Genomic DNA, 15,488 nt, shown 5'->3' on the forward strand with positions numbered 1-15,488 from the left:
AATTATATGTTTAATTAAATCATTTGAAAATGAAGAAACATTTATGCATGGCAGTCGCTGCGTGCGGCTTGCTTTCTCTCGCTTCTTGTAGCGATGATGAAAATGTAATAATGAATGACCAACCAGTCGTAGAAACTGGTGAGCAAGTTATTACGTTGAATGTACAGAGTACAGACGTATTGTCTACTAAGTCTCGCCCTTTGTATTCTACTGAAAATAAAGGCGCGGAAGAGGTAACAGATGTTGCTTTGCTGATATTCGAAATGGCAGAAAGTAATGAAGGTTATCCTATGACTTTAAATCAAGTTATTCCTATTTCTCGTTGGGATCAGGTTTCCTCTCCTTACAGATATGGACATGAATATACAATTCATTTAGGAGAAAATGGAACAACTAAGTTGGCTAATGGTAAAAGCTATACTATTATAGCAGTTGGTCAGAATGAGGCAGAAACTATTATTCCTGCTTATGAAATTGTAGTAGGTGCTAGTAGTAGTAGTTTAATCGCAGATTTGGCTTTAACCAGCTGGCCTAATACTGAAGATAAAGTCTGGAATGCAAGTACAAATCAAGGTGATGGCTTCTTAGTAACAAAAGCATTTACTCAAGGCGAAGAACCTATTCGTTATGGTGAAATCTTCTCAGGTACTTCTAAGCCTGTTGTATTAGATGGTGATTTTGATGGTGGCTTTACAGCTGAAGTTCTTTTGAAACGTCAGGTGGCTGGTGTTATTGGTTATTTCAATCAAATTCCATCTTATGTAGATATGGATGTGAATAATGGAGGGAAACTTGCAACAAAGAAGATTCGGTTGGTAGCTTCTGCTAAGAATACTCAAATTGATTTAGCACATGTATTAGGCGATCAAACAGATGATGCAACGGATACTGAAATAACAGAAGCAGAAGCCGTAGTAAATGGTTTTGCTCCAGCAGAAACTAAAGATGCTAAATTTGAAGATGCTGCAGACAACAATGCTTATATTGTTTATGAAATTGATTTGAAAGATTGGTTTACTACTAGCGCAACTGGAGGAGATTCTCCTTCTGATTATTGGGGTACAACTTTACCTACGGAAGCAAATGAAGATGGGACTTATGATATTCCTTCTTTAGGTGATGAAGAATCTGGTGCCACTTGGAAGAATGGTATTGATGGATCTAATAATCATCCACGTGTAGCGCCTAATGCTGTGTTGGCTGGTGAGTTTATCATTCCTTTTAATAAAGCAGAGGACTTAGGATTGAATACGTTTGAATTACAATTAATAGGTACGTATAATGGTGATGAGGTGATTTTGAAAAAGTGGAATGTAAAATTAGATGAGTCTTCTCTTGTTCCAGAGAAAGATACGGAATCAATTTATAACATTTATCGTAATCACTTGTATCAAATAGGTCAACGTGGTGGTGGAGATGATCCTTCAGATCCAGGTAATGACCCGGATGAACCACAACCATTGGATAAGAATCAAGATTTAAAAATCAAGATTAACGACAACTGGGAAATTATCCACGACATGGTAATCGATTAATCTCGTTTTTAATAGGATAACAATTATTTAACCAGTCTCCCGCTATGCAAATGGCGGGGGACTTAAAGCTAAATCCCCTCCGCGTCATTCCGAGCGAAGCCGAGGAATCTCGAAAGGACGTTGAGAGACCCTTCGATTGCGCTCAGGGTGACGTGGAAAGACAGGGGAGAAAACTTCCGGGGACGGCGGGAAAAGTTCCGGGCATCGAGGGAAATTCTTCACGTATCGTCGATAGTTGTATAAATATCGTCGATATTTGTATATCTTTAGGCTAAAGATACACACGCATCGCCGATACGTGAAGAAACCTTCGGCGGGAACCCAAGTTTCCACGGGGGCAAACGAAAAAAGATTCATTAATAAAACATACATATATCGTTTTCTAAAACAGCGTTCCTTCGCCTCGTTGCGGGGAACGCATTCAAAAACAGGAAAGAACACAATGAAACCTTTGATACGCATACTATCTCTGTGGCTGGCCGCCCTCTGCTTCGGCGCCTGCACCGACGACGACCTTATCGACGGCACTCCTACGCCCGAACCCGAGACCGGCATCGTCATCCGCCTCTCAGCCGGCGACCTCGAACAAACTCGCACCGACTTGACCAGCCAGGCGAACCTGCATCATGTCCAAAGTGTATATGCTATCTTATATAAGGAAAATGCGGAAAAATCAGATTACGATTATGTAACCTGCGATGATTTAAATTGGTCTCCAAAAGATAGTAGTAGCTATGGAGAAGCCCAAGCTCAAGCCAAAGTATTGAACTTGCCTAATGATATAAATTTGGAAGCAGGAAACTATACCGTCCTTTGCGTAGGATTGGATGATAAATCGGGCGAAACTTATAATTTGCCTGACGCTATAAAAAATAAAAAACTAAGCGAAGCCAAAGCGACTTTAGCAGCAGATAAGACAAAAGACGATATAGCAAAATCCGAACTCTTCGCCGGCTGGAACGAATTCAGCTTCGTCCCCGATTCGCTGAATATCGTGGAGGTGGAGATGAAACGCCGCGTGGCTGGGGTGATTTGTTATTTGACGGATATACCGTATGAACTTACGATAAGCGGAGAAAATGCAGGGACTTATCGTGTAACAAAGGTTCAGGTTTGTTTATATAAGAATCAGCATTCAGAAATAGGTTTGCTTCGTAAAGAGATAGAAGGAAAAGGATATCCAGCTGATTTTGGTTCAGAAGAATTAGAAGATAGTAATGTTTTGATGGAGTTTCCATTGGGAGGTTATTCAAAGCAACAAGATAAGAATTTGTATACAATATCGCAACAAAAAGGTTTAGCTCCTAACTCGCTTTTAGGTGGTGTTTATATGTTACCTATTGATAAAGATGGGCAAAAGAATACGATTGAAGTAAAATTATTGGGAAAGAAAATAAATTCGTCTGGAGAAAATCCGGCTAAAGAGGCAGAAGAGATTGAAATAGCCAATTTCCCAGCCATCAATGATGATATAGATTTTGATGCTACGGAAGGTTCCACAAAGAATTATCCTATCCGTCCGAACTTGATTTATCATATTGGAGATAAACCATCCGATGAGGAAGAAGGTACGCCCGAAAGCCTTGCCGGTACGGAAGTGAAGATTGGCGTGAAGTGCTGGGAAAATGAGACGGTGGATGTGGAGTTTCCGAGTGTGCCGATTTCGTTTGGAATGGAAATAGAAAAGGACAATTTGCCTTATAAGACAGAACCCAAATCATCTGAAGACAACGAATATTATATATTTGATTGTGTTGGTTCTGATGAATATTGTTTACACGTAAAGTCTTCAGTTTTATATAAGAAATGGGTAGTAACGGTAGCTCCTGTTGTTGAAGAGAATGTAGGTACGAGTACAAATTCTGATAATATGATTTATTTCAAACAAGTAAATGATGAGAGTGATCCGGAACGTTATGATATTTCTTATACTCATACAGATGAATCTTTAAGTGAGAAATCAATACCTATTGTAATAACAGATTATGTTGATATATCGGGAAAACCTACGAGGAAGATACGAATTAGTGTAGTTGGATTAAAAGCAGATGAACAAACACCAGATGAAGCATCGAGAATGTCAATGACGGTAGAACAGTATAATGCGATTATAGTAAGTTTTTACGATGATGATGAAAAAAAGACAGTAGTACGAGGTTTTAGTCATTTTGATTGGGGAGTAATAAGGGATAGAGAAAATGGGAAACCAAGTGAAGGGGAAAAAATTCCATGGGGATATGCAAGATATATGAATGTGGGAAAATATTGGACAGGCCCTATAGCCACTGCAATTTATGCTGATGAAGGTCCGTATGCAACGGATGGATCTAAAAATTATAATACAGCAAAAAAAGAAATGTACCATCCAAGCGGTGAAGCTGAAGATTATTATTGGAAGGATTCTGCTATTAAACTCTGTGCTCAAAAAGGGTGTGTTTATGATAAAAATACTCAAAAGATAGTACAAACAGAGGCTAAATGGTATCTTCCATCATATACAGAATTAGACGAATTTTTGCAAACTGCATATAATAAAGATGATGCAAATATTCAAATAGGGAAATTTTATTGGAGTTCTTCTGCTACCAGAGCATCTGATACTGATGCTTGGGCGTATTCTGTTAATGAAAATGGATATACAAGTGTTGAAGATAATATGTGGGGGTCTCATCGAATGACTAATTCATTTTATGCTCGTCAATGCTGCTTATGCAATTGAAGAATAAAAACAATATCAACAATGAAACTATACAATTACATATTACCCTTATTCATCTTCTTATTAGGAATGACCTCTTGCGAAGATGATTTAGGCGTAGGCAATTCGCAAGGCGAGGGGCTTACGGAAGGAATGGTTACGATTCATTTAACATCGGATAAAGGTACGGATATCATTACCCGTGCCAATGAATGTCCGGATTGCAACGACCAAGAGGCCATCGAGAATGTCATGTTGATGATATTTAGAGCAGATGGAACTTCGGGTGATTCTGTATTGGTCAATATGGCTTATCAGGAATTGATAGAAGACAACAATTCGGTAAGCATTTATATGACGGCTGTAGAAGGTCAACGGCTATATGCTTTGTGTAATTTGCCCGGCGATGTGGTAGAAGAATTGCAAGAAGAAGCTAAGCCTGAATCTTATACACTTTCTCAATTGCGAGAACAAGTTATAAAGATCGACCAGTCCGACGGTGCTTTTACAGGCCGTTATATCATGACTGGAAATACGCCGATAGAATTAGAAGGTGGTAACTTATTAAAGAAAGACTATTCGGTTTGTGTTTCCCGTTTGGTGGCAAACTTGAATTTTACGATTACTTTCGATCCAATTACGGCTGGCGATAGGTTTCTAATCAGTGGCGTATATATTCATAATATTCCAAAAGGAAGTATGTTATTGGAAACTGTACAATCGAATTCCTTAGAAGCTGGAAAAGATTATGCAGGAAAGACAGTTGATAAATACTTTAATCTGAGATTGGATTCAGATGTAGATTCATACGATGGTTCAAAAGGCTTATGGTTGGATTATTCAGAAACCATGGCTGATACTTATACAGCTTCTTTCCAAATGTTTGAGAACCGGCAAGGCGGATTGGATGAAGAAAACTATGGTAATCAACATTGGGCTAATTTAGGTAGCTTGAATGGACAAATAGATGAAGATGGTAAAGATTTGTATAAAAGATATCAGCAAATCATGAAGCGTGAATTGGCTTGGGGCGTAACAGAAGGAAGTGAAACGAAAGATTTCAAACACGCTACCTATATAACCATTCATGGCGTTTACCAAGAGGCTGGAACCTCGTTGGCACAAGAGGTGACTTATTTTGTTTATTTGGGTGCGGATAATTATAAGGACTATAATATTTGCCGTAACCATAATTACATTTATGAGATAAAGATTTATAGCGTGGATGAGATTGACACCCGTGTGCTTTCAAACTACTTAGACCATGTAACGGTATATGGCAATTTCGACCAGATATTAGATGCCCATCCCAACGTAACGCAGGCATTATTGTATTCGCCAAACGCCTGGAAAGTCCGAGTAGCCAATCCGGACGAAACGCCGTGGCTGGAGGTATCGACTTCTGCCCGTTATATTCCGAATATAGCCGGACAGCCTAAAGCGGATGCTGCTACATTCACCTTGGAAGGGAATGGAGGTTTGCAGTATTTCTATATCCATACGGATGAGTTTGTACCTTATCAAGAAAAGCCGGGTGAGATACTATCACCACAAGCTAATTATCCGGATAGTCCTTACCGCACCGGTACAATCATCTGCGAAAGCGGTGAAGTAGAGGAAAAGATTGAAATCAAGCAATACGCCGCCCAACTCGTCATTTGCCATATCAATTACGATATCCATACGATGAAAGAGGTGCGGGATACGTTTTACGTGGAGCGCGTCTTGGAGCAAAAGAACCTGTCGTGGGGCTTCGACCATTATTGGAGTTTGATTACCGACGATTTGATTGCGGCCGGACAATGGGACGGACTTGCCAATACGCGCCGCCTTTACGAAGCCGCTACGCAAGGAGACAAATACGATATCGAATCGGCTTATCCGGATGGTATCCCGTCGGATATCGCCTTGGGCTATGCCATCAACAAGAACCGCGACCGCAACGGAGATGGGAAGATTACGTATGATGAAATCGTCTGGTATCTACCTGCCGCCAATGAGATGCAGGCGGTGTATGGGCATTCTATCCAATCAGGAGATGCCGGAGATTATTATATGGATGAAGCGAATTTCAATAAGATAAAGCTGGACGCCGACGTAACGGGCAACTTCCATACCTCGTCGCCTTCCGTGGCCGACCCGGCGGGTATTACGCCCGGACGTTCGTATTACGTGGATATGTCGAGCGGGAAGAAGGCGATCGGGTTGCGTTCGCGCCGGTACAACGTCCTTTGTGCCCGCCGCAAACCGGGATTCTTCGGGAATCCGAACGAGAATACAGGCGTAGGCGGTTCGGTAGGCAACAATCCGAATTGGAATGAAGATGAAGAACAAATAATGGATAAGGGAAAATGAAACAGGTGAGAAACATAAATTTATACGGCTGGGGACTGGGCCTTCTCCTTGCCCTCGCGGCTTGCTCGGACGAGGAGACGAACCTCGCGCCGCAGGAAGGTAATGCGACTATGACGTTCCGCCTCTCGACTCGGGCGGACGAGGAAGTCGCGGCCTCGACGGAGCAACATACGCACCTTTATGTGGCCGAACGCCTCTCGGAACATTCGGGGATTGATAACACGACAGGTGATGTCGAAATACCATTGTATTGCGATAAAGACTTTACGATAGAGGGCAATTCTTATAGCGTAACTAACCTGTTAGGTCAATGGTATAAGTTCGCCTTTGTTTGTGTGCCGGATTTGGAAGGTATGTTGAATGCAAAAGGGGAGGACTTTAATACATATTATATAGATTATGAACCGGTATTGGAAGCCCAAGCAGAATTAAACAATTCTGTAGACCAAGACTTGGCGGTTTATCGGAAGATTATCGACCGTTGGGCTATTGCCAATAGTATATTGGAAGAAGGGTAGAGCTGACACGCGTCACGGGACAACTCGTTATGGATATGGGAAAGGTGGCAGACCAATTCCCGGAACAACCGAAGTCCATAACCGTTACCTTAAATAATATTCCAACCAGTTTCTATCTGCGGGATTATGCGATGGATTCGGTGATAATAAAAGATGAAACAAGTACATATAATTTTACTTGGAATATATTAGACGGGGATTGGATTAATAATAGAAGACAAGAATTTGCCATTGCATTGTTGCCAGATACATTGGAAAGTGCATCAGTAGCGATAACCTATGTCGAAGAAAACAAGAAAGAAACTTATACACTTCAAAACGACAATGGCGAACCGATTGTCATCAAGAAGAACACCCGCACCATCGTGCGTTTTAACGGTTTGCATCCGAATGAATTTGAAGTACGCTACGCCGGCTTTGCAGACGGAGACGATGCCGTAGTCGGTGTAGACAATGATGAATGGAATGGTAATCAATTAAGTAAAGGAGATAATTAACTATGGAGTTACGTTTTGGTTTTGTTAGTGTTTTATTGCTCTGTTTGGGCTTGTGCTCTTCCTGCGAGGACGAACGTTTCGACACAGGAAGCACAATGCCCGACGGGCAATTTATCGTGGATTACACCGCCGAGGCGGGGAAAGCTACACGGGCGCTCCACGAGAACGTCCCGGCAGGCGAGCGCATCAACTCCCTTACCTATTTATTATATAGCGAGGACGGCACACTCTTGAAGCGGCGCGAAGTTCCGGGGCTGAATGAATCGGGAAAAGTAGAAGAATGGCCTTTGACCCGTGAGAATATGACCTGGGAACAACGCGAAGCCCTGAAAGATACGCTGGAGACGAATACCACGTATCACGCCGTGTTTATTGCCAATATTGATTCTACGAAGTTGTGGAGTAATGGTACTTCTCCATTAAAGAGCGCCGGCAATTATAACGATGCCTATATCGAATTGCCAGACCAACCATTCGAGGACGGCAATATGTTCTACTACTTTGCGCAAGACATCAACTCGGCCGACAAGGGTGCCGACCGTGATACGCCTTACAACTGCTCTGTCCAGCTCCACCGTATCGTCACCCGCACCGACTTCTTCTTTGAACAACTCCCTGCATGGGACGGATTACTGGCAGAGGAGAATACACCCTCAACCACTTCGCTCCGGGCAGACGCGACCGACGAGGAGGGCGAGCAGCCGATAGAGGAAGAGATAACTCCACCAACAGAAGAAGGAGGAACTGCAGAGGAACCTACCGATGAAGGCGATGAACCTTCAGACGAGGATGATGCAACAACTGAAGAGGGCGAGGGGGATGATGGGAATGAACAAGGAAGTGACTCAACTCCTTGGTTACCAATCATGCCTATTTATCCGGAGCCTTGTACATTGCCTGAAGAAATACAAACTTATCTGAAACCTTATATGTTGACAGTGGTAACAGATACCTATTCAGAAATGATCGCTACTCCGATTACTACTTCAACGCAAGCATTTTTAGAAGAAATACAAACGTATTTTCAAGACAAAGCGGATGCTTTAGACGAGAATAGCCCGGAAAAAGGGACCTTCCAGGATTATGCAAACCGTATTGAAGGAATAAGTGACGCTATTGCGAATGGAGGCGAATCCAATCAAACCTTCTTAAGTGCCATTCTGCAAGAAACGGAAAAAGAAGGTGAAGAGGCTACATCCAAATTCTATATACATTTGCAGAATTGGATACTTAACCGTTGTGGTGAAAACCCGGAGTTGAAAGCATTATGGAAGCGATTCGAAGAAAGAAAGGATCCGTTTTATGCTGAAGTTCATTATAATGAAGGCGGCGGTTTGAATCAATTTGATTTGAATAGAACAAAGACGACAACGAACTTGATAAAAAATACGCCCCGTGTAGCTGCCGATACGATTGCTACGTTCGAGGGTAAGACATATCGTGGTTTCAACGTGGTCGGCTTTGCTGATCCGGACGGAAATGTGATGCAAAGCGTCATGTGGTATGAAAATAAGACGACTGTGCCTGAAGAAGAACCGTATGAAATAAAATTGTACAAAGAAGACGGTACGGAGAGCATTCAGACTGGACAAGATATTAATGAGAAGGTAACAATACAATATCGTCCCGTGGCAGGGTTGGCACTAAAGGAAAATGGAGCAAGTCAGAAGAAGAAAACAAAGATTGTTTGTAATCTGGAAAACGCTTTACCTTTTGGCGGGGCTGATGAAACTTTGGTAGAAGCTATAAAAGAGGCACTGAAATCGGGTGCAATTACCGGTGCGCAATCTCTTTTGGAAGAAACGATATTGGAACTGGAATGGCCCGACCTCTCCAAACCGGAAGTTTTAAAGATTACGCCGGACTGGAAGATAGACAAAGGCAATTGACTCCGTTTTGGGGAGGATGCCTCCCCTTATCGGGGGAGAGTGTCTCCCCTTACCGAGGGAGGATGCCTCCCCCGATAAGGGAAGGATGCCTTACCTTAGGCGGAAAGACTGCCTACATAAAGAGCAATAGTAAACGAATAAGAAAATAAAGCATAAATGAAAAAGGTATATACATATTTAAGAGAAATAAGCCTCATCATCGCCCTGCTGGTTTTGGCTACTGGTGCTGGGTGGGGGCAGGATGAATATGACCCGGAAACGGGGAAGCCGATATTGGGACCGGAGCTAAATCGTCGGGCATTGGTTAGGCCGAATTGTATCGTGAATACCATGTATGATATTGTTAAAGTACTTGGCCAAACGTCAAATATGAATAATGTTCTTGATCAAGAATTAGATAATGCTGTAGCATTTGAAAGTGTGGCTGAAGCAGGTGTTGCTCTTGATGAGTTGATTCGAGTGAAAGACATGAAGAATTATTATAAGGCAGGAACTACTGTTGGGTTTTGTATAGAGGCTTCTGAAACTTCATTATTAAGTTTGGATCTTCTGAAAATGTTTGAGATTAATTTTTACAAGGATGGAGATCCTGATCCAATAGGATCAGCTATGGTAAATCCAGAAGCTGGCGGTGGTCTTTTAGGAGTAAGTTTGATACAATTGCCAAGCGAGGCTGTTACGATGTTGTCGGTTAAAGCTCCAGATGATTTAAAAGGAGGATGTTTTGATGAAATTGGATTAGGGGTTGCCGGAATAAGTTTAGATGTTTTATCGACTCTAAAGATTAGATATGCATTTGTTGGAGATGCTCAGGAATATAGATTGATTAGCGATAATGCTGGAGAAGGTGCAATATTAGGTAACGATTTGGAGGCTGAAATTACTGATGGTGTTAGTGCTTGGGATGTAAGTAATTTTATAGATAATAATTATGATGATGGAGTTGTATTTTCAAGGGCAGGAAAGGCTTCTATTACTTTGACATGGGATAATTTGTTTCAGAAAGGGACAGAAGTCGGTTTTAATTATACGATTGGAGGTTTAGCGTCTATTGATGTTGGAGCTATTGGTAATATAACTTTATATAAAAATGGGGAGGAAGTCGATGATGTAAATTTAGAAACCTCTGTATTAAAAATTAGTGCATTATCTGGAGAACGGACAACTTCTTCTATTATAGCAAAGGAAGCGTTCAATAGTGTAAAATTTACTATTAATGCAGGATTTTTGGGTATAACCGGAATATTTTCTGGTGTAACTTTTCATTATAGCTTTGTTAATGAATCTCCCGAAATTCCAGGAGATTGCCATATAGAAGGTATAACTATGGATGCTTCTATTTGTGGAAATGAAACCGCATACGAATTAAGACCTAATGATGTGGAGTGGAATTTAACTAAAGTAGTCAATAGTGAAGGTAAAAACATAACATCTCAAGTACAAGGCAATCTCACATGGAGTGAGACGGATACGACTAAGGTCGTGTCCGGTTTGACGATGCCAGGTGAATATACATTTACTGCAATAAAGAAAAACGAAGATGGAACAATTGTATGTACAGAAGATGTAATTCTCAAACATGGAATGCAAACATCCAGTGATTGTAATATACCTGTTACAGATTCAGAATATGAATTAGCACCGCCACGAGGTTTTTCTGGTGGAATAGGAATTAGTACAGGAATTAGGAACCGAGAGAATATTATCAATGATAATTATGATGATTATGCGGATATCGATCCTAATATTATGTTGTTGAATAACCAGTTTGTTGTTGGTGTTCGTAAGAAAAATGGAAATATCAGTGATAGGAATGAAAAGCGAATCGGGTTTCTTGTTGATTTACCTAATACATTCTTGAATGCAAATGTATTGCAATTTTTCTATATCAAGCTATATAATAGTGAAGGGAAAGAAGTAGGAAGTTATACAGTGCAGGATTGGAATGTTATTTCAGCTGCATTAATAGGCTCATTAAATTCTTCAAAGATGAGATTAGGAATTACAGTGCCAACGGATGTTGAGTTTTGTGAATATTCGCTATGGACAGGCGGTGTAGCTGCTATTCAACTTTCATCTATGCGAATATATAGCGCATTTGTAGAAGATGCTTCCGCCGATTGTGATAATCCATTGAGTTGTGATGCTGTAATGGTAGGAAGTGGTGCATTAAGTAATGCATACATCAATTATGACCAAACGTCATTGCCTTCTATTGGTATAGGTGTTGGTATTAGTGGATTAGAGAACCTTTTGAGTGGTGAGTTTAATCCAGATAAATATGCCCATTTTGTAGCAACCGTTGGTGTGGATCTTACTGGGTCAACATCTATTTCGATTAAATTAGGACGAGTATTAGGTCCTAATCAACAAATCGGGTTTATAGTTGATAGAAAAACATTTGTAGGTAATGTTAATTTGCTTCAAACGACAAAAGTTCGAACCTATCTTGATGGAACATGGCAAGACGAGATGACAGAATGGGGATTATTAGGTGTTGATTTGATAGGTAATGGTGATTACCAATATTTGATGATTAATCCCAAATATCCTTATGATGAAGTGGAATTGACATTTTCTTCGCTTGTGAGTGCATTGAATACAATGAAAATATATTCCGTCTTTGTCCGCAACGATTCAGATGGCGATGGCTTGCCCGATTGTATAGATCCTAACCCATGTTCGGATGAATTAACGGGATTAAGTGTAAACCCATCTGATATTTGTGAAGGAGAAGATGTGATATTATCTGGTTCAGCCAATTTCTCGGAATTGCCTAAGACCTATATTATTCAAATAGATGATACGGAAGAAAGAGAGTTGGAAATTAATGAGAATGGTACATTTACCGAAATACTGAAAGATATAAATGTAGGAAAACATGAGTTGACTTTGAAAGAAAAGGACAATATGGAAACAACAGCTCCTTCTTATACCCTTTATTTCACTGTCCATCCTAAGCAAAGTACTTGGAAACCATCTACAGAAACAGATATAGATAAAGAAGACTGGAACGAATGGACCAATTGGTCAGAAGGTTCCCCTTGGACATGCACCGACGTGATTATTCCCTCCGATGCACAATCTTATCCGGTTTTGGAGAGCGGGGTAATGAATGGTTGTCGTTATATTCACTTTGAGCCGAATGCAGAGGTGGTGAATACGCACCGGTTGACGTATGAGAAAGCGTGGGTGGAACTGGCGTTGCATCCGAACCGCTATTATATGGTGACGGTTCCACTCAAAGATACCTATTCGGGCGATTGGTTTATTCCTCAGACTGAGCCAACAACTGGTATGACGGTACAATATCCGGAGGTATTCTCTGTATTGGACGCTCAGTCTTTGCCGGAGAACCGCGTGACGCCAACGGTTTATCAGCGAGTATGGGCCTTTAAGACTTATAATAAATTCTTTGATGCACAGGGAAATGCACAGATAGAGACTTTGGCTGCAACAACCCATTGGAGCGCACCGTATAATTATTTGGCGACCCCGTATGACAAGAACGAAGGCGGTTATGACTATAATGCGGTTTCTGTTTGGGTACATCCTTTACGACCCGATGCAACAGAAGAAGGTGATCTTGATGGTTTGACTTATACTTTCCGCTTCCCGAAGGAGCATACATTGTATCAATATTATGATGAGCATGGAACGGGGGTTAATGCGTTTGAGTCAATTAAGCGCGAACAACCGGGACGCTTTATCTATGAAAGTAAAGATTCGACATTCAGTTTCCCTGATACGATGCGTTTTTATGCAAATTCGGAAACGGAGGATGGCAAGAAGCTATTCTTGGTTGGGAATCCGTTTATGTCACATCTGGATGTATTGGAATTATTTGAAGCTAATCCTCATATAACTTGTATAAAGATAGGAGGAAAATATGAAGGGAAAGGAACAGTTTATCTTTCTTGCCTTAGGGATGCAGGGATGCCAACAGGTATAATGCCAACACCTATTTCCCCCATGGAATCTTTCTTTGTAGAACAAGAAGGAGATGCACCATATTGTTCAATAATCTTTACAGAAGATATGTTGGTATCTGCTCCGAAGATAAAGTTAACAAGTTCTCCATCGGAAGCTCCTAATGCAGATAATACAATTATTATAAATGCTGATGTCCTTTCTTCAACGGCAAGCGCCATGATTCGCTTCTCGGCTTCGGCAAGCGACAATTACCGTGAACGGGAGGATGCGGAGATACTGATTGAGAACGAGACACCTCCTGCGGTGGCTATCTTTACAACTGCCGAGGATAGGGCATTGGATATTCAGCAACGGGCGAACGGTGGGGAGATTCCGTTGGGCATGTACCTGCCGAAGCCGGAGGATGTGACGCTCCGCATTGCCGTGCCGGACGAGTATAGCGGTTGGATGGTGGAAGACGTGGAGACGAACCGCCGCTATCCGCTGATGCCGGGCGAAGAAACGGAGATACATGTGGGTCGCCTGACAACGAACGTAGGCCGGTTCTATCTGAAAGGACAGTCGGCTACGGGCAACGAGACCATCACCGCTACGCAGCCCAAACTCTATTGTTATCGCGAGGCAGGAAGCCATACGCTGGTAGTACGTTCGGGCAGCGAGATGATGACCCGTTGCGAGGTGTACGGCATGGACGGTCGTTTACGCCACATCGGTCAGTTCGAGACGGACGAATACCGCTTCCCGGCACAAGCAGGCGTGCAAATCGTGAAGGCCTACTTTAAGGATGGAATTACATCAACGGTAAAAGTGTTTTAAGGTATGATGAAGAATGCAATATATATACTAATGTATAGCCTCCTGCTCGGTGCCTGTACCGCCGAAGAGGTGGTGATTGAGCCGGTAATACCGGAAACAATGGAAGTACCCATCTCGTTCGACCTTTCCATGACGGGACCGGCAACGCGGGCGTTTCTTCCAAAGGAAGCCAATGTGCGTGATTGCTATGTAGACAAAGTGGATGTCTATGTGTATAGCCGTCCGGAAGATGGCAATTATATGGAAGGAAACAAGCGAGACGGATTTACATATCGTAGTCAGGTAACGCTGACGGCTCAGGAAACAGGAGAAACAGGTGAAGGACAACCTCGTTATACCGCGAGTGGGGTGCTTTCCCTTTCCAGCGGTTATGATTATTATATCACGGCTGTAGCTTATTCTCAAAAACAAGGTGAAGATAAGTTGTTTAAAAGAGGAGATAACAATTATTTAATGCAGTCTTGTTTAGAATTGACAGATTCGGAATATAAAACACCTGAGTTTTTCTTTGGAACTGTTGTACACAATGAACGAGATACTGTATTTAATTATCAGGATGTAAAGAATGATAAACAAACCTCTTTGACCGGTTGGCTTTATCGCGGTGTGGCGGGAATTGAAATCGCATTAACGAATGTACCTGATTCGGTAAAAAAGATAGAACTTCTTGCCGATACAATCTATACGAAAGTAGGAGCTTCGCATTACGACGACTTTACACAAGCATACGCAGAGCAGAAATGTAATGATTATAGTCGATTTGTATTAGGCGAAGCGGGATATGACGAACAGGAGGGAATAATAGGAGAATCTGTAAAGATTACAGATCAAGATACAATCTTCCATATCGTCGGTCCCAACCTCCTGACCAATATCTGTACATCGCTTTCCCTGCGTATAACGGGAGAAAACGGGCAATCCTTCTGTCGTCTTCGCCTTCGGGATACGGATGGACATGATATGCCGGAAACCCGCTCCATTCCTTCAGGTGGTGGAAACGGAACAGGTATTATTTTGGGCGGAGAGGAAACGCCTGAGTACCCAGAGGAAGGAGGTGATGGGGAAGCGGAAAAGAACCCTTACCAGGTTTGTTTCAAACGAAACAATTATTACCAGATAAGTGGAAACTACGATAGCTTGCTTACCCAAAAGTATGTACTTCGCGTAACCGTCAATCCGAATTGGGATATGGATGTCAGTTTGCCGTTGGATAAGAGCGAAGGGAGTACTGAATAATAAGATGAAAT

General features: G+C 41.8%; 8 protein-coding genes. All 8 read left to right on the forward strand.

The genetic code is table 11. The annotated features are described in order from the left end of the window. Positions 1-29: 29 nt before the first annotated feature. The 8 genes from B5F77_RS06355 to B5F77_RS06395 all read left to right on the forward strand — a co-directional run bounded on the left by B5F77_RS06355 (position 30) and on the right by B5F77_RS06395 (position 15,477). Positions 30-1,535, forward strand: coding sequence for a hypothetical protein (locus B5F77_RS06355; protein ID WP_087329107.1), 1,506 nt, complete (start codon positions 30-32; stop codon positions 1,533-1,535). A gap of 442 nt (positions 1,536-1,977) precedes the next feature. Then, entirely contained in the window at positions 1,978-4,254 is a 2,277-nt protein-coding gene (locus B5F77_RS06365; protein WP_140392826.1) for a hypothetical protein, read from the forward strand. A gap of 21 nt (positions 4,255-4,275) precedes the next feature. Further along, on the forward strand, positions 4,276-6,588 hold the full coding sequence (locus B5F77_RS06370) for a DUF4906 domain-containing protein (protein WP_087329112.1): 2,313 nt from the start codon (positions 4,276-4,278) through the stop codon (positions 6,586-6,588). A gap of 5 nt (positions 6,589-6,593) precedes the next feature. Further along, entirely contained in the window at positions 6,594-7,106 is a 513-nt protein-coding gene (locus tag B5F77_RS06375) for a hypothetical protein (protein ID WP_140392827.1), read from the forward strand. Between the two features lie 29 nt (positions 7,107-7,135). Continuing rightward, positions 7,136-7,603 carry a hypothetical protein gene (locus B5F77_RS06380; RefSeq protein WP_140392828.1) on the forward strand — a complete coding sequence of 156 codons (468 nt, stop codon included), beginning with the start codon at positions 7,136-7,138 and terminating at the stop codon, positions 7,601-7,603. Between the two features lie 2 nt (positions 7,604-7,605). Next, positions 7,606-9,492: a hypothetical protein gene (locus tag B5F77_RS06385; RefSeq protein WP_140392829.1), complete on the forward strand. Its 1,887-nt coding sequence runs from the start codon at positions 7,606-7,608 to the stop codon at positions 9,490-9,492. Between the two features lie 156 nt (positions 9,493-9,648). Next, positions 9,649-14,241, forward strand: coding sequence for a hypothetical protein (locus B5F77_RS06390; RefSeq protein ID WP_087329119.1), 4,593 nt, complete (start codon positions 9,649-9,651; stop codon positions 14,239-14,241). 3 nt (positions 14,242-14,244) lie between these two features. After that, the gene (locus B5F77_RS06395) at positions 14,245-15,477 is read left to right on the forward strand and encodes a hypothetical protein (RefSeq protein WP_140392830.1); all 1,233 of its coding nucleotides are present in this window, start codon (positions 14,245-14,247) and stop codon (positions 15,475-15,477) included. Positions 15,478-15,488: the final 11 nt, after the last annotated feature.

Origin of the sequence: Parabacteroides sp. An277 (genome assembly GCF_002159645.1) — a bacterium.
Classification (GTDB): Bacteria; Bacteroidota; Bacteroidia; order Bacteroidales; family Tannerellaceae; genus Parabacteroides.